The following is a 15,932-nucleotide window of genomic DNA, read 5'->3' as shown; positions in this document are numbered from 1 at the left end:
GGCAATTTTCGCAACGTCCGTGTACGAGGCTGTCACGCCGTGCTATTTGAAAGCGATATGCGAAGGGCGTGCTGCTGTCGAGCAGCATTAGGCTTGGCACCGTAGTCGAGAAATGAGGCCCTTGAGCGTGCTGTTTGAGGCGAAGATGAACAAGATGGCGTAGTTTTTGCAACCATAGGGACTGTTTCGCTCCGCCCGAAAGACGGCTGGTCTTTTATCTGGCTTGCAGCAAGCATGGCAGGCTGGAGAGCATTGAGTATGACTATGAATACAAAAAGTGGAATCAACAACTGTCACTGGTTTGACACGATTGTTGCCGTTATCTTCGGTGTGACTGCTTTCTGGTTGGTTGCCGGTTTTGACGTTCTGGATACTGCAAACATTCGTTGGCTGGCGACGGGAGGGGATCCAACCACCCATTATTTGGGCTGGGTTTTCTACCGGAGTGATGGGTGGCACTGGCCTCCCGGGTTGAATCCAAATTATGGGCTGGAGTATTCAAGCTCGATAATTTTTTCCGACTCCGTGCCTTTGGTGGCGATCTGCCTGAAGCTGTTTGCCGGAGTGCTTCCGCCAATTTTTCAGTATTCAGGATGGTGGATTTTCGCCTGTTTTTTATTGCAGGCTTATTTTTCCATCAGGCTTCTCCGCGTTATCTCAGATGACCTTTTGGCTATTTATTTAGGTGCAATTATTTTTGTTTTTGCCCCGCCCATGTTGTTTCGGTTATGGGGGCATTTTGCACTAGTTGCTCATTGGTTGGTCCTAATTGCCCTTTGCATGTATTTTAGTTCGACTGGCCGGGGTTGGGTTCAGGCTTTTAAATGGGCACTCCTAATCGCTTGTTCAGCAATGATTCATACCTATCTCTTTGCAATGATCCTGCCGATTTGGGGGGGCAATATTTATAAGCGTGCGCATGCGGACGGCGTCCGGTTGAGGAGGTTTTATCCAGAAATTCTGATTGTTTTTGGTTCTGCTTTAGGGGTGCTTTGGTTGGCCGGATTTTTCCCACTACGTAGCAGTTATCTTAGTGGTGGATACGGTATTCATAGACTTAACCTGCTCGGCCTGTTTAATCCTCACGGAGTTGCCTCGGTTGCTTCTGATCAATGGTCTTATGTAATCCCCCCTATGCCTCAAGGGGCTGGAGATTATGAAGGTTTCAACTATCTTGGGCTCGGCGGAATACTGATCTTTTTGCTAGCGCTTGCCCCAGCAGTCAAGCACAGGCATCTCCTATTGAGAAATACGTTTAAGCCATTGGTCGTTGCCTGCTTATTGCTTACGGTTTTTGCTGTCACTAACCACATTGGTTTTGGTAGTTTTAGCGTGGATGTATGGTTGCCGAAGTTCTTAATCAAAATTGCTAATGTTATGCGGGCCTCAGGCAGATTTTTCTGGCCAGTCTTCTATGTTCTTTTGCTGACCAGTGTTGGACTGATACTTAGATTCTATCCACGTGCGGTGGGGGTTTCTTTCTTGGCGCTGTCTGCCGTACTTCAGGTTGCAGATACCCATGCAGGATGGAGACAGTTCCGTGAGAACTTTTCCTTGAGTTCGTCAGAGTGGCCGCAGTCGATCTATTCGGATAGACAGGTGGTGTCTTTGGTTTCGGCCTATTCCAAACTGCGCGCCCTTCCGGCTAAAAATGCCATGAAGGATTGGGATCATCTCGGCAACTTGGCGATCTCTACAAACACGCCTACAGATGTTGTCTATCTGGCTCGGGGTAATGATGCTGTTTATGCCGCTAGAGCCAAGGAAGCGGATGAACTCCTGCAGAGTGGTGGGCGTTTGGCGGGAGACAGCATTTATTTCCTGAATAGGGATTTTGCCATCCGCGTGATTCCGTCCATGAGTGAAGAGGATCGAATGTTTGTTCTTTCCAGTGAAGTCTTCATTTACTCGCCAGAATTTATCTCCAAGGGCTTGAGTGTGTCCCTGCCGACCGTATCGTCTCTTCATGAGTTGGACACCGTTGTCGGAAAAGAACAGTGACCTCGCGCGGCATATACGCTGGTCCCCCCAAGGTAATGCTATCGTCGCATCCCCGGCGGAATCAGGTCTGTGACCATGAGGAGCCTCTGAGTCAGGGCGAACCGGTGTCCTGTACCTGTGACTCCCTCTCAGGCAAGTCGCAGTCTGTTCTTACATCGGGACTCCTGTTTTAGGGCTGATCCCAGCAAGTCTTGCTCAGCGTGGCCTAAGAATAAGCCTTCTCGAGTTTCGATTGTTCTAGTTTTTCCATGAACTGTATGACGGTCGTACCTGACGAGAGTCAATTCGGGGCGTTGAAATTGGTTTGGGAGTTTTACTTGTTTCGGTTAGCCTCTTGGGTTTGTTCAACATGCCTTGTTTTGAATTGTTCCGATGAAGATTGCATTTGACCAGCAGGTTTTTCTGCTGCAGGAATATGGCGGCATTTCTCGCTATTTGTGCAGTCTCGTGCGCGAGCTGGCGGCCATGCCGGCAGTAACGGCCCAGGTGTTTGCGCCCCTCCATGTCAATCGCAATCTGGCCGGACTGGGGAATGAACTGTCCCGGGGGCGGGCATTGTCCCGGCTACCGTCGAAGTTGCTGCGGCCGGTCATGTTCGCCAGCAAGCTCATGGCCCGGCGCGAGATGGTGCGGTTCAAGCCCGATGTCGTCCATGAAACCTATTATTGTGAAGACGATTTCCGGCCCAATGGGGCACGGCGTGTGTTGACGGTTTACGATCTCATTCATGAGCGCTACCCGGATCTCTTCGTCAATAGCGAAGGAACCACTCGGCCCAAGCGCGCAGCCGCCAACCGTGCCGATCATGTGATCTGTATATCGGAGAGCACGCGCCGTGATCTGGTGAGCTATTGTGGTGTTCCCGAGGAGAGGACTTCCGTGGTCTATCTCGGTGTAGACGTGGATTTCGTGCAAGCCGTCACCCCCAGCCGGCAGTACCATGCCCGCCCCTTCCTCCTCTATGTGGGGGCTCGTGGCGGATACAAGAACTTTGAGCGTTTCGTCCGGGCCTTTGCCCTTTCTCAGCGGTTGCGCCAGGAGTTCGACCTGCTTTGCTTTGGCGGTGGCCCGTTGCAGACTGCCGAGCGCCAGATGATCGCCGATGCCGGGCTGGGCCCCGACCAGGTGGTGCAGATGGGCGGCGGCGATGAAATCTTGGCGGCGCTTTATCAGCAGGCTGCCGCCTTTGTTTATCCCTCCCTCTATGAGGGGTTCGGCATTCCTCCCCTGGAGGCAATGGCGGTCGGCTGCCCGGTCATCTGCAGTAACAGCAGTTCCCTGCCGGAAGTGGTCGGCGATGCGGCGGAAAGTTTTGATCCGCTGGACCAGGAGGCCATGCTCGCCGCCATGGAGGCGGTGCTGGAGTCTCCCAGCCGGCGTAGTGCCCTGGTTGCCGCAGGGCGGACCCGCTATCAGCAGTTCACCTGGGAGAAGTGCGCCCGTGAAACCGAGGCAATCTACCGGAAGCTACTATGAAAAAAGCCTTGATCTGCGGCGTCTCCGGTCAGGATGGCGCCTATCTGGCCCAACTGCTCCTGGGCAAGGGATATCGGGTCTGGGGGACTTCCCGGGATGCCCAGATGTCGAGTTTTTCCAATCTCGAGCGTCTCGGCATCCGGCAGCAGGTTCAGGTGCTTTCCATGGCCCAGAGCGACTTCCGCAGTGTGCTCAATACCCTTTCCCGCTCCGAGCCGGACGAGATCTATTTTCTGTCCGGCCAGAGTTCGGTGGGCCTGTCCTTTGATCAGCCGGCAGAGAGCATCGAGAGCATCGCCTTCGGCACCCTCAACCTGCTGGAAGCAGTGCGCTTCCTGGGGCGCCCGGTGCGTATCTATCATGCCAGTTCGAGCGAATGCTTCGGTGATGTTCTGCCGGGGGAGAGGGCCAATGAAATGACCCCCTTCCGTCCCCGCAGTCCCTACGGCGTCGCCAAGGCCTCCGCCCACTGGCTGATCGCCAACTATCGGGAGGCCTACGGCCTTTATTGCTGCAACGGCATTCTTTTCAACCACGAATCTCCGTTGCGGCCGGCCCGCTTCGTCACACGCAAGATCGTTGCGGCTGCTTGCCGCATCGCCGCCGGTTCCGATGAAAAGCTTTCCCTTGGTCGCCTTGATATCGCCAGGGACTGGGGGTGGTCGCCGGATTTCGTTGATGCCATGTGGCGCATGCTGCAGCAGGAGCAGCCGGAAGACTACGTCATCGCCACCGGCGAGCCCCATACCCTTGAATCCTTTGTCGCCAGTGCCTTCGCCCAACTGGGTTTGGATTGGCACGACCATGTGGATATCGACCCATCCCTCTTCCGTCCCTCGGAAATCGCTCACAGCGCCGGAGACCCCGCCAAGGCCTTGAACGGACTGGGGTGGCAGGCTACGGTGGCGTTCCCGCAACTGATCGGCAATCTGGTGCGGGCCGAGCAGGACATCATTGCGGCAAAGTCCTGAGTCATGTCTGAAATTCTGCTGACCATCGTCACGGTGACGAAGAATTGTGCCGGCACCATTGGCCGTACCCTGGACTCGGTCCAGGCAGTCAAACGCGACGGTATCGAGTATGTGGTGGTGGACGGGGTTTCCAGCGACGGGACGCTGGAGGCAGTCCGTCAGCACGGCGCCCTGGTGGACCGTTGCCTGAGCGAGCCCGATAGCGGCATTTACAACGCCATGAACAAGGGCGTGGCCCTGGCCAGGGGCAAGTACATCCTCTTCATCAACGGTGACGACGAGCTGGTGGCCGACGGCTTCCCCGCTGTCATGGCAGCGCTGGCGGAAGGGCGGCACGGCATTGTCTGCGCCACCACCCTGGTGGGAGATGCCCGCTCACCCAGCGAAGTGCTGGTGGCTGTCCCGCGCCGGCTGCCCTTTTTCAACACCATCCCCCACCCGTCTTCCTTCGTGGCACGGGACCTGTTGCTGCGCTGGCCGTTCCGTGAAGACCTGCGCATCGTCTCCGATTACGATTTCTTCCTGCGGGCCCATCTGGCGGGACAGAAGTTCCATGTGCTGCCCGTCGTCACGGCCATGCACCAACGCGGTGGAGCTTCCGGCAACGTGGCCCGCTCCCAGGCAGAACTGGATCAGGTGCGACGGCAGCGTCTGGGGTGGCGTTATTTCGCGCTCAATGCAGTCGCCGGCATGTATCGCTGGGGCAAGGGCCTGGTGGGTGGGCTACGGCATGGCTGAGGCAATGCAGCCGGTGGTGGTCGGCCTCTCCGGTGGCCTGGGCAACCAGATGTTCCAGTATGCGGCCGGCCGGGCCCTGGCCCATCGCCTCGGGCACCCCCTGTCCCTGGACTTGTCCTGGTTCCAGGGGCGTGGCGACCGGCACTTTGCCCTGGCGCCTTTCCACATCGCCGCCAGCCTGGAGCGGGCCTGGCCCCGATTGCCTCCGGCCATGCAGGCCCAGTTGTCCCGCCTGAGCCGTCGCTGGGCGCCCCGGATCATGGGGGCGCCGGTTTTCCGGGAACCCCATTTTCATTACGTGCCGGCCTTTGCTGCCTTGGCTGCCCCGGTTTTCCTGGAGGGCTACTGGCAGAGCGAGCGCTACTTCCGGGAACTGCGGGAGCCGCTGTTGCAGGACTTTTCCCTGCGCCAGCCCTTGCCCGCCTCCTGCCAGCCGATCCTGGCGGCCATCGGCAATAGCGATGCCATCTGTGTGCACGTTCGTCGCGGCGACTACCTGAGCAATCCCGTGGCGGCCAAGGTGCATGGCGTCTGCCCGGTGGATTACTACCAGCAGGGCGTGGCGGAGTTGAGTGCATCCCTGGCCCGTCCCCACTGCTTTGTCTTCTCCGACGATCCCGAGTGGGTGAGAGGCTCCCTGGCCTTCCCCTGTCCGATGACCGTGGTGGATGTGAATGGTCCCGCCGAGGCCCATTTCGACCTGGCCCTGATGGCTGCCTGCCAGCATTTCGTCATTGCCAACAGTTCCCTCAGCTGGTGGGGCGCCTGGCTGGGCCAGGCGGCGGATAAGCGGGTCATCGCTCCGTCGCGCTGGTTCCTGACTTCCGACAAGGATGCCCGGGACCTGCTGCCGCCAAGCTGGGAGCGTCGGTGACCGTCCCATGCGCATTCTCCTGACCAGCCCCACCTATCCACCCTTCAACAGCGGCCTGGGTAATGCCACGGCCCAGCAGGCGGCTGCCCTGGCCAGGGCCGGCCATGAGGTGGTGGTGGCAACCGGCGGCGATGTCCGTGGCAGCCGCCGGGACGAATGGGGCGTCCGCGTCGAGGCCTTTGCCGTCACCGGCGCCTCCTCCTGGCTGCAGCCGATCCGCGGCGATGTGGAGAGCTATGTGGATTTCCTGCAGCAGCCCGGTTGGGATGTGGTGCTGCTAAACGCCTGGCAGAACTGGGCGACCGATCTGGCCCTGCGCCACCTCGACCGGATCGCCGGGCGCAAGTTCGTCTATAGCCATTGCATTTCCACCAACGTCTTCTTTGCACACCAGCCCCTGCGCTCTTTGCTCCGCTATCTGGCCTGGCGGCCCTACTGGTGGCGTCTGTCGCGCTTTATGCGGCGGCTGGATGGCGTCCTGTTCCTGGCCGGCGGCGGTACGGATTCCCGCTTCGACGACCTGGGGCTGGCCCGGCGTTGCGGTGTGCCGCTGCGGGTCGTGCCCAACAGCCTCTCTCCCGCGGCGGTGAAAGCGCTGGCGGTGGAGCCGGCCGCTCTGGAACAGCGGGACCGCCTGCTGGCGGTGGGCTCCTACCAATGGCAGAAGGGCTTTGATTTCGTCCTGCGGGCCTACGCCGCATCCGGGGCCCGCAACCGGATTCCCCTCCATCTCTTCGGTCAGCAGCACTCGGCCTACAGCGAGACGTTGCACAGCCTGGTCCGGGAGTTGGGACTCGACCCCGGCTGCGTGGTCTTTCACGAAGGGGTGTCCGGTGATGCCCTGGTGGCGGAATATGGCCGGGCCCGGCTGCTGCTCTCCGGTTCCCATACCGAATGCCAGCCCCTGGTGCTGCTCGATGCCAGCGCCCTTGGCACGCCCTTCGTCGCCCGCAGCACCGGCTGCATTGCCGGCATGCCTGGCGGCATGGCGGTCACCGACTGGCGCGAAATGGCCGCCCGGATCGACGCCCTGGAGCAGGACGAGGCCCAGTGGCAGGCCCTGAGCCGTGCCGGGCGCCAGGCCGCCCGGGATATCTACCACCCCGAGCCCGTCGCCAGGCAGCTGCTGGCGGTGCTGGCCGGGGAAAACGACATGATGGGGAGCGAGGGGCCGGCCCCCGCTCCGGAAAAGCTATGACAAATCCCCAGGTTCAGCCGCCGCTGGTGACGGTGGCCCTTTCCGTCTTCAATGGCGGTGCCGTGCTGGAAGCCTCCGTACGCTCCGTCGTCAATCAGTCCTTCACCGACTGGGAACTGCTGATCCTCGACGACGGTTCGACGGATGGCGCCATCGACCGTCTGCCCTTTCTTGCCGACCCCCGCATCATCGTCGTGCGGGACGGCCATAACCGGGGTCTCTCCGGTCGCCTCAACCAGGCGGTAACTCTGGCCCGGGGGCGCTACTTCGCCCGCATGGATCACGACGACCTCTGCCATCCGCAGCGCTTTGCCCGCCAGGTGGCTTTTCTCGAGGCCCATCCCGAAGTGGACCTGCTGGCGGCCGAGTGCATCACCATGGACGAGTCCGAGCGCCTGAACGGCACCCTGCCGGCGGCCACCGACCACGACAGCATCTGCCGTCGTCCCTGGCAGGGCTTCCCCATGCCACACCCGACCTGGATGGGGCGTATCGAGTGGTTCCGCCGTCATCCTTACCAGGACCCGGGTCCCTATTGCTGTGAAGACAACGAACTGCTGCTGCGGGCCCACCGGCAGAGCCGTTACCACACGCTGCCGGAACGTCTGCTGGCCTATCGGGTGCGCAGCCACACTCCCTGGCTCAAGCTGTGGAAGACCCGGGTGGCCCTGCTGCGGGCCCAGCTCGGGTACTTCTCCCGGCAGGGGCAATGGGGCAGTGCCCTGCTGTGCTGTGTCACGGCGGCAGCCCGCGTCGCAAGGGACTCTTGGCGCGAACTCGGCCATTGCCTGCGGCCCGGGGCCGAGGTCCACTGGGGGGCTGCGGCACCGGAGGGCGAGCGCCGTGAATGGGAGCGTCTGATCCAGGCGCTCAAACAAGGGGGCGGCAAGGCCGCACCTGGAGGGGAGGGCGATGAACCTGCCTGATCCGGCTGGCGATGGCCGGGCGGCCAAGCCCGCCATCATGTTCGTGGCCACCACTCCCTTTGCCGTCAATGCCTTCCTGGCCACTCATCTGGAGACTCTGGCCCGGCATTACCGCATCACCCTGTGCGTCAATCTCCAGGCCTATGAACTGCTGCCGGCCCTGGCCCGACAGGTGGAGGTCCGGCACATTCCCTTCGTGCGCAAGATCGCACCCTGGGACGACCTGCGTACCCTATTGCAGTTGCTGGCCGTAGTGCGCCAGGTGCGGCCCGCCGTCATCCACAGCATCACGCCCAAGGCCGGGCTGCTGGCCATGCTGGCCGGTTTCCTGGCACGGGTGCCGCATCGCTGGCACACCTTCACCGGACAGGTCTGGGCCACCCGGCAGGGACTGGGGCGCCGTCTGCTCAAGGCCATGGACCGCCTGATTGTTCTGCTGGCTTCCCGGGTCTTCGCCGACAGCGCCTCTCAATGCCGGCTGTTGCGCGATGAGGGAGTGGTCAGTGGCGACGGCATCGGCATGCTCGGCGCCGGCTCCATCGCCGGTGTGGACCTGCAGCGTTTCCATCCGGACGGGGCGTTCCACACCGCCTTGCGCCAGGAGGTCGGTTGCCAGCCGGCTGCCTGCGTCTTTCTCTTCGTCGGCCGTCTGGCCCGGGACAAGGGCGTGTTCGACCTGGTCAGTGCTTTCGCCCAGGCCGCCCGGTCGGCGCCCGGCATGGAACTGTGGGTGGTCGGGCCCAACGAGGAGGGCCTGCTGCCAGCCTTGCAGCAGGCCGCTGCCGATTGCCCGGCCCCCATCCGCTGGCTTGGCGCCACGCCGACGCCCGAGCGCTTCATGGCGGCGGCCGATGTGCTGGTCCTGCCCAGCTACCGGGAAGGCTTCGGCTCCGTCATCATCGAGGGGGCCGCCTGCGGCATTCCGGCGCTGGCCTATCGCATCGACGGCGTCATCGACGCGGTGGCGGATGGGGTCAGCGGCGAACTGGTGGCCGTCGGGCAGGTGGAGGCCCTGGCCGCCGCCATGGTGCGGCTCGCCACCGACGACGAGCGGCGCCAGACCCTGGGCCGGCAGGCCCGGGCACGGGCGGAGGGCGATTTCAGCAGCCGCACGGTGACGGCGGCCTGGCTCGACTACTATCAAACCCAGCTGGATAAAGGAATGCATCCGTGAAGCGCCTGTTCGACCTCCTGCTCGGCCTGCTGGCCCTGGCCGTGCTGTTGCTGCCCCTGCTGCTGGTGGCCCTGCTGGTGCGTTTCACCTCGCCCGGGCCGGTGCTTTACTGGAGCGACCGGGTGGGGCGGCATAACCGCATTTTCAAGATGCCCAAGTTCCGCAGCATGCGGGTGGGCACGCCGGCGGTGGCCACCCATCTGCTGACGGACCCCAAGGCCTACCTGACGCCGGTGGGCTCCTTCCTGCGCAAGTCCAGCCTGGACGAGCTGCCCCAGCTGTGGAGCATCCTCAAGGGTGACATGAGTTTCGTCGGTCCCCGGCCGGCCCTGTACAACCAGGACGACCTGATCGCCCTGCGCACCGAGGCCGGCGTCCATGAGCTGGTGCCCGGCCTTACCGGCTGGGCCCAGGTGAACGGGCGGGACGAGCTGCCCATTCCCCAGAAGGTGGCCCTGGATGCGGAATACCTGCGCCGGCGCTCCCTCGCCTTCGATTGCCGCATCATCTGGCTGACCTTCCTCAAGGTGGTGCAGCGGGACGGCGTTTCCCACTGAGGTTGCGGGCGATGCTCTCCCCGCGCCAGCCGTTCGACGCCAGCCTGCTGCATGAGGCCGGCCTCAACCTGCAGGCCGTCTTCGACGTGGCGGCCCTGCCGGTGGAGGTTGCCGCCGCCCTGGAGCGGGCCGCCCCGGGCCACGGCCGGCGCCAGCTGATCCTGCTGGGCCACGGCGGACGCCGCCTGTGGCAGGCGGTGCAGGCCGCCGGGCTGGATTCGGACCATCCCATCGACGATTTCACCATTGCCAGCGTGGGCCGCTGGTTTGCCACCGTCTGTCCCGGCCGGGACTTCCTCCTGCTCTATCCCGGCGATGCGCCGGTGGGGCTGCAGCAGCTGGGGCGGCTGGCGGGCTGGCACCATCCCTCGCCCTTCATGGTCGGGGTGCGGCAGCAGTGGGGCTCCTGGTATGCCTACCGGGCGGCCCTGCTGGCGGACAGCGACTTCCCGCCGACGCCGCCCCTGCAGGAAGCCTCGCCCTGTGCCAGCTGCGCGCCCCGGGTCTGCATCGAGGGCTGCCCGGCCGGCGCCCTGGCCGGCGGCCGTTTCGACCTGGCCGCCTGCGTCGCCTGGCGCCGGCAGCCCGCCTCGCCCTGTCGCCATACCTGCCTAGCCCGGCTGGCCTGCCCGGTGGGCCGGGAGCACCGCTACGAGCCGGCCCAGATCCGCCACACCTACGCCCAATCGCTGGCGGCCATCGAGGCCTACTACTGAAGCGCCCCGCCGCCGGGAAATGGCCTGGGGGCCAGCAACGGCGGGGAGGCTGCGCTAGAATGGCCGGACAGACCAACAACAGGAACCCGCCATGGCCCGCCATACCAAGATCGTCGCCACCCTCGGCCCCGCTTCCACCGATCCCGTCACCCTGGAGCGCCTGATCCGCGCCGGCGTGGACGTGGTGCGCATGAACTTCTCCCACGGCACCGCCGAGGACCACATGGCCCGGGCCCGCACCGTGCGCGAGATTTCCGCCAAGGTGGGGCGGCCGGTGGGCATCCTGGGGGACCTGCAGGGGCCGAAGATCCGCGTCGGCAAATTCGAGAACGGCAAGATCCAGCTGGAGAAGGGCGACAAGTTCATCCTCGACGCCAACTGTGCCCTGGGCAACCAGGAGCGGGTCGGCCTGGACTACAAGGACCTGCCCCGGGACGTGGAGCCCGGCGCCGTGCTGCTGCTGGACGACGGCCGCATCGTGCTCGACGTGGAGCGGGTGATCGGTGCCGAAATCCACACCGTGGTGCGCCACGCCGGCGAGCTGTCCAACAACAAGGGCATCAACCGCCAGGGCGGCGGCCTTTCCGCCCCGGCCCTGACTGCCAAGGACATGGACGACATCAAGACGGCGGCCCAGATCGGCGTCGATTACATCGCCGTCTCCTTCCCCAAGAGCGCCGCCGACATGTACATGGCGCGCCAGCTGATGCGGGCCGCCGGCAGCCGCGCCCTGACCATCGCCAAGATCGAGCGCACCGAGGCCGTGGCGGCCCTGGATGAAATCCTTGACGCCTCCGACGGCGTCATGGTGGCCCGGGGCGACCTGGCCGTGGAAGTGGGCGATGCCGCCGTGCCGGCCCTGCAGAAGAAGATGATTCGCCACGCCCGGGAGAAGAACAAGCTGGCCATCACCGCCACCCAGATGATGGAATCCATGATCCAGTCGCCGGTGCCGACCCGGGCCGAAGTGTCCGACGTGGCCAATGCGGTGCTGGACGGCACCGACGCGGTGATGCTTTCCGCCGAGACCGCCAGCGGCCGCTATCCGGTGGAAACCGTGGAATCCATGGCCCGGGTCTGCATCGAGGCCGAGCGTTCCGCCGAGGTGACCCTGGACCGGGAATTCCTCGACCGGGTGTTCACCCGCATCGACCAGTCCGTGGCCATGGCCGCCATCTGGACCGCCCACCACCTCAAGGTGAAGGCCATCGCCGCCCTGTCGCAATCCGGTTCCACCGCCCTGTGGATGAGCCGCCTCAACTGCGGCGTGCCGGTCTATGCCCTGACGCCGGATGCGGAGGCCCAGACCAAGATGTCCCTCTACCGGGAAGTGACGCCCCTGCTCATGAGCCAGCAGCATTCGGACCGGGACGTGCTGCTCTACGAAGCCGAGCAGCTGCTGATGCAGAACGGCGCCGTGGCCAAGGGCGACCTTATCGTGCTGACCATCGGCGAGCCCATCGGCACCCCGGGGGGCACCAACACCCTGAAGATCGTCCGCGTCGGCGAGCACCAGATGCCGCCCCTGCGGGCCTGATAGGGCCCTCGCGGGCCTCGGGCCTGAATCCGCCGGCTCTGTTAAAATTCCCGTCGCCCCGGTCCGCCGGGGCGAATCGTCTCCGGGTGCCCGCAAGGGAGAATCGGGAACGCGGTGCGGCAGGCCTTGGGGCCGCCCATTCCGCGACGTGCCCAACGCTGTGAGGGGGACTGGGCCGGCAGATGCCACTGATCCGCGGATCGGGAAGGCGCCGGCGCAGAGTGATCCCGAGTCAGAAGACCGGCCAGGAGACCCTTTCCGGCACGCACGGCCAGGCGCGCCGCCACCGATCTTCTGAAGGGGACTCCATGAAGACCGACCCCACCGTCAACAAAGTCATCTCCCTCGCCGGCTACCAGAACGAACACGAGTTCTCCGACGCCGCCCGGGACGCCATCTACCACGCCATCTTCTCCCGCCGCGACGTGCGCGGCCAGTTCCTGCCCGACCCGGTGCCCCAGGAGGTGCTGGCCCGGGTCCTCACCGCCGCCCATTTCGCCCCTTCCGTCGGCTACATGCAGCCCTGGAGTTTCCTCCTGGTGCGGGAGGCGGAGACCAAGGCCCGCATCCACGCCGCCTTCCAGCAGGCCAACCAGGAGGCGGCGGAGAAATTCGAGGGCGAGCGCCAGGCCATCTACAAGGAACTGAAGCTGGAGGGCATCCGGGAAGCGCCCATCAACCTGCTCATCACCTGCGACCGGGACCGGGCCGGCCCGGTGGTCATCGGCCGCACCCACATCAAGGCCATGGACCTCTATTCCAGCGTCTGCGCCGTGCAGAACCTGTGGCTGGCGGCCCGCAGCGAAGGCCTGGGGGTGGGCTGGGTCTCCATCTTCCACCAGCAGGCCCTGCGCGACATCCTGGGCCTGCCGCCGCGCATCATCCCGGTGGCCTACCTGTGTCTGGGCTACGTCAGCCACTTCAAGGAAAAGCCGGAGCTGGAAAGCGCCGGCTGGCGCCAGCGCCTGCCCCTGGCCGACCTGGTGTACGACGGCCAGTGGGAAAAGCCGGTGGAGGAGGAGCTGCGCCAGGTCCTCAGCGAGCACCAGGCCAGGGCCCAGGAAAAACGCCGCTTCTAGGCATGCCTGCCTGAAGAGGGCCGTGGTTTGGGCGTCTCCGGCGCCCTGGTCGCGGCCTTTGTCTTTCTTTTGCTGCCCGGTGGTCGCAGTACTCGCCCGGGGGGCAAAGCCACGATAAAATCACGGTCTTTCCCGAGCGCCACGACAGCGGGCGCCGATCACGCCAGAACAAACCGCATTGCCCATTGGAGGAACACCATGCCCATCGTATCCATGCGCCAGCTCCTGGACCACGCCGCCGAGAACGGCTACGGTCTGCCCGCCTTCAACGTGAACAACATGGAACAGGTCTGGGCCATCATGGAGGCCGCCAATGAGCTGAACGCCCCGGTGATCATGCAGGCCTCCGCCGGTGCCCGCAAATACGCCGGCGAAGCCTTCCTGCGCCACCAGATCCTCGCCGCCCTGGAAGCCTATCCCCACATCCCCGTGGTGATGCACCAGGACCACGGCCAGTCCCCCGCCGTCTGTATGGCCGCCATCAAGTCCGGCTTCTCCTCCGTGATGATGGACGGCTCCCTGCAGGAAGACGGCAAGAGCGTCGCCTCCTACGACTACAACGTGGCCGTGACCCAGGAAGTGGTGAAGTTCTCCCACGCCATCGGCGTCTCCGTCGAGGCCGAACTGGGCGTGCTCGGTTCCCTGGAAACCATGAAGGCCGACAAGGAAGACGGCCATGGCGCCGAAGGCCACATGACCCGGGAAGACCTGCTCACCGATCCGGACCAGGCCGCCGACTTCGTCGCCCGCACCAACTGTGACGCCCTGGCCATCGCCATCGGCACCAGCCACGGCGCCTACAAGTTCACCAAGAAGCCAACCGGCGACATCCTGGCCATCGACCGCATCAAGGAAATCCACGCCCGCATCCCCAACACCCACCTGGTGATGCACGGCTCCTCCTCCGTGCCCCAGGAACTGCTGGCCGAGATCCGGGAATTCGGCGGCGACATGAAGGAAACCTACGGCGTGCCCGTGGAAGAGATCGTGAACGGCATCAAGCACGGCGTGCGCAAGGTGAACATCGACACCGACATCCGCCTGGCCATGACCGGCGCCGTGCGTCGCTACCTGTTCGAGAACCCCTCCAAGTTCGATCCCCGCGACTTCCTCAAGCCCGCCCGGGAAGCCGCCAAGAAAATCTGCGTCGCCCGCTACCAGGCCTTCGGCTGCGAAGGCCGGGCCGGCCAGATCAAGCCCATCTCCCTGGAGAAGATGGCCGAGCGCTACAAGAAGGGCGAGCTGAACCAGATCGTCAAGTAAGGCGGTCCGCCTTCCCAACCGCTGCCAGGCGCCGGATACTTCTCCGGCGCCCTTTTATTTTTATCCGCCATGACCCTGCCCCTCGCCGAACACCCGCTGCGCCAGCGCCTCAATGACGAGGTCCATGCCCGCCCGCCCATGGCCCTGGAAGGGCCGGAGTGGATCAGCTACCTGGCGGTGCTGCACGAAGGTACCGAGGCGGCGGCCGAAGAAGCCCATCTGCAGCGCCTCTGCGCCGCCCTGGGGGCCAATCTCTGCCCGGTGATCCAGGGCGACCACTGGGTCATGGACGCGGGCCGCCTGCGCCTCAAGTGGGAGCGGCACAACGAATTTTCCGGCTACACCTTCTTCCTCGCCCGGGAACCCGGCGACGCCCCCGACACCACCGCCATTTCCGCCCTGCCGGCGGACTGGCTGGCGGGCCTGCCCGGCTCGGTGATGGTGGCCACCCATGTGGAATTCCGCTCCGCCGCCGACCTGGACCCGGAAGAACTGCTGGCCGACCTGCACCGCTCCGGCGACTCCTGGGTCGCCACCACGGTGGCCGACGGTGCCGCCTGGGTCGCCTCCGATTTCCAGCTGCACGACGGCTGGAGCCGTTTCCTGGTGCTGGACGAGCGCCTGCGCCACCGCCAGGCCGGGCGCACGGTGCAGCGCCTGCTGGAGATCGAGACCTACCGCATGATGGCCCTGCTGGCCTTCCCCGTGGCCAAGGAGGTGAGCCGCCTGCTGGCCAGGGCCGAGGGCGAGGTGGCCGACCTCATGGACCGCATGGGCGAAGCCCGCGGCCCCGAGGACGAGCGCCTGCTGCTGGCCCGCCTGACCCGGCTGGCGGCGGAGATCGAACGCTCGGTGACCCGCACCGCCTTCCGCTTCGGCGCCGCCGAGGCCTACTACGCCCTGGTGCAGCAGCGGGTGCGGGAACTGCGGGAACACCGCCTCAACGGCTTTCCCCCCATTTCCGAATTCATGGACCGGCGCCTGGCCCCGGCCATCAACACCTGTCTTTCCGTGGCCCGGCGCCAGACCGACCTGTCCACCCGCATCGCGCGCAAGAGCGCCCTGCTGCGCACCCGGGTCGATATCGAACTGGAGCGCCAGAACCAGCAGCTGCTGGGGCAGATGAACCGCCGCGCCAAGCTGCAGCTGCGCCTGCAGGAAACGGTGGAAGGCCTGTCCGTGGTGGCCATCACCTACTACGCCTCCCAGCTGGTCAGCTACCTGGCCAAGGGCCTGTCCAAGACCGTGCTGCCCCACCTGTCGCCGGAAATCGCCTCCGCCGTTTCCATCCCCCTCATCGCCGCCGTCGTGGCCGTCAGCATCCGCCGCATGCGCCGCGCCCTGGCCGCCGAGGAGCTGGAGCAGGGCGAAGGCCACTGATCCTTTATAATCCGTTTTTTCCCCTCTTTTTCGGGACCCTGC

14 protein-coding genes and 1 riboswitch are annotated in these 15,932 nt (G+C 64.3%); all 14 genes read left to right on the top strand.

Annotated features, from left to right (window positions below):
* Positions 1–258: 258 nt before the first annotated feature.
* The 14 genes from OEL49_RS03130 (at position 259) to OEL49_RS03065 (ending at position 15,890) form a co-directional block, all read left to right on the top strand.
* The gene (locus OEL49_RS03130; protein WP_287873982.1) at positions 259–2,001 is read left to right on the top strand and encodes a DUF6311 domain-containing protein; all 1,743 of its coding nucleotides are present in this window, start codon (positions 259–261) and stop codon (positions 1,999–2,001) included.
* A 372-nt stretch (positions 2,002–2,373) separates the two neighbouring features.
* Complete coding sequence (locus OEL49_RS03125; RefSeq protein ID WP_287873981.1) at positions 2,374–3,477, top strand: glycosyltransferase family 4 protein; 1,104 nt, start codon at positions 2,374–2,376, stop codon at positions 3,475–3,477.
* Positions 3,474–4,448: a GDP-mannose 4,6-dehydratase gene (locus OEL49_RS03120; protein ID WP_287873980.1), complete on the top strand. Its 975-nt coding sequence runs from the start codon at positions 3,474–3,476 to the stop codon at positions 4,446–4,448. Before OEL49_RS03125 ends, OEL49_RS03120 begins: the two co-directional genes overlap by 4 nt.
* Before the next feature lie 3 nt (positions 4,449–4,451).
* Complete coding sequence (locus tag OEL49_RS03115) at positions 4,452–5,186, top strand: glycosyltransferase family 2 protein (protein ID WP_287873979.1); 735 nt, start codon at positions 4,452–4,454, stop codon at positions 5,184–5,186.
* Complete coding sequence (locus OEL49_RS03110) at positions 5,179–6,060, top strand: alpha-1,2-fucosyltransferase (protein ID WP_287873978.1); 882 nt, start codon at positions 5,179–5,181, stop codon at positions 6,058–6,060. The genes OEL49_RS03115 and OEL49_RS03110 overlap by 8 nt, the downstream gene beginning before the upstream one ends.
* Before the next feature lie 7 nt (positions 6,061–6,067).
* Positions 6,068–7,258: a glycosyltransferase family 4 protein gene (locus OEL49_RS03105; RefSeq protein ID WP_287873977.1), complete on the top strand. Its 1,191-nt coding sequence runs from the start codon at positions 6,068–6,070 to the stop codon at positions 7,256–7,258.
* Complete coding sequence (locus tag OEL49_RS03100; RefSeq protein WP_130459104.1) at positions 7,255–8,184, top strand: glycosyltransferase family 2 protein; 930 nt, start codon at positions 7,255–7,257, stop codon at positions 8,182–8,184. The genes OEL49_RS03105 and OEL49_RS03100 overlap by 4 nt, the downstream gene beginning before the upstream one ends.
* Positions 8,171–9,358, top strand: coding sequence for a glycosyltransferase family 4 protein (locus OEL49_RS03095; protein WP_287873976.1), 1,188 nt, complete (start codon positions 8,171–8,173; stop codon positions 9,356–9,358). The genes OEL49_RS03100 and OEL49_RS03095 overlap by 14 nt, the downstream gene beginning before the upstream one ends.
* Positions 9,355–9,915, top strand: coding sequence for a sugar transferase (locus tag OEL49_RS03090; RefSeq protein WP_287873975.1), 561 nt, complete (start codon positions 9,355–9,357; stop codon positions 9,913–9,915). The genes OEL49_RS03095 and OEL49_RS03090 overlap by 4 nt, the downstream gene beginning before the upstream one ends.
* Positions 9,916–9,926: 11 nt before the next feature.
* Positions 9,927–10,631 (top strand): hypothetical protein, encoded by a 705-nt coding sequence (locus OEL49_RS03085; RefSeq protein WP_287873974.1) that lies wholly within the window; start codon positions 9,927–9,929, stop codon positions 10,629–10,631.
* A gap of 91 nt (positions 10,632–10,722) precedes the next feature.
* Positions 10,723–12,168: a pyruvate kinase gene (gene pyk / locus OEL49_RS03080; protein WP_014235179.1), complete on the top strand. Its 1,446-nt coding sequence runs from the start codon at positions 10,723–10,725 to the stop codon at positions 12,166–12,168.
* Between the two features lie 67 nt (positions 12,169–12,235).
* Positions 12,236–12,431, top strand: a riboswitch (cobalamin riboswitch).
* Between the two features lie 45 nt (positions 12,432–12,476).
* Positions 12,477–13,247 (top strand): 5,6-dimethylbenzimidazole synthase, encoded by a 771-nt coding sequence (gene bluB, locus OEL49_RS03075; RefSeq protein WP_014235178.1) that lies wholly within the window; start codon positions 12,477–12,479, stop codon positions 13,245–13,247.
* A 198-nt stretch (positions 13,248–13,445) separates the two neighbouring features.
* On the top strand, positions 13,446–14,510 hold the full coding sequence (gene fba / locus OEL49_RS03070; protein WP_130459100.1) for a class II fructose-bisphosphate aldolase: 1,065 nt from the start codon (positions 13,446–13,448) through the stop codon (positions 14,508–14,510).
* 69 nt (positions 14,511–14,579) lie between these two features.
* Positions 14,580–15,890: a DUF3422 family protein gene (locus OEL49_RS03065; protein ID WP_014235176.1), complete on the top strand. Its 1,311-nt coding sequence runs from the start codon at positions 14,580–14,582 to the stop codon at positions 15,888–15,890.
* Positions 15,891–15,932 lie beyond the last annotated feature (42 nt).

It is taken from the genome of Azospira sp., from assembly GCF_030247495.1.
Lineage (GTDB): Bacteria > Pseudomonadota > Gammaproteobacteria > Burkholderiales > Rhodocyclaceae > Azospira > Azospira oryzae.
The sequence above is the reverse complement of the archived record's forward strand: the minus strand, read 5'-3'. Positions and strand labels throughout refer to the sequence as shown.

Coding starts and splice junctions, on each gene's coding strand:
- OEL49_RS03105 (WP_287873977.1), top strand. CDS start 6,068: ATGCGCATTCTCCTGACCAGCCCCACCTATCCACCCTTCAACAGCGGC.
- pyk (WP_014235179.1), top strand. CDS start 10,723: ATGGCCCGCCATACCAAGATCGTCGCCACCCTCGGCCCCGCTTCCACC.
- OEL49_RS03085 (WP_287873974.1), top strand. CDS start 9,927: ATGCTCTCCCCGCGCCAGCCGTTCGACGCCAGCCTGCTGCATGAGGCC.
- OEL49_RS03130 (WP_287873982.1), top strand. CDS start 259: ATGACTATGAATACAAAAAGTGGAATCAACAACTGTCACTGGTTTGAC.
- OEL49_RS03065 (WP_014235176.1), top strand. CDS start 14,580: ATGACCCTGCCCCTCGCCGAACACCCGCTGCGCCAGCGCCTCAATGAC.
- OEL49_RS03125 (WP_287873981.1), top strand. CDS start 2,374: ATGAAGATTGCATTTGACCAGCAGGTTTTTCTGCTGCAGGAATATGGC.
- fba (WP_130459100.1), top strand. CDS start 13,446: ATGCCCATCGTATCCATGCGCCAGCTCCTGGACCACGCCGCCGAGAAC.
- OEL49_RS03120 (WP_287873980.1), top strand. CDS start 3,474: ATGAAAAAAGCCTTGATCTGCGGCGTCTCCGGTCAGGATGGCGCCTAT.
- OEL49_RS03095 (WP_287873976.1), top strand. CDS start 8,171: ATGAACCTGCCTGATCCGGCTGGCGATGGCCGGGCGGCCAAGCCCGCC.
- bluB (WP_014235178.1), top strand. CDS start 12,477: ATGAAGACCGACCCCACCGTCAACAAAGTCATCTCCCTCGCCGGCTAC.
- OEL49_RS03110 (WP_287873978.1), top strand. CDS start 5,179: ATGGCTGAGGCAATGCAGCCGGTGGTGGTCGGCCTCTCCGGTGGCCTG.
- OEL49_RS03115 (WP_287873979.1), top strand. CDS start 4,452: ATGTCTGAAATTCTGCTGACCATCGTCACGGTGACGAAGAATTGTGCC.
- OEL49_RS03100 (WP_130459104.1), top strand. CDS start 7,255: ATGACAAATCCCCAGGTTCAGCCGCCGCTGGTGACGGTGGCCCTTTCC.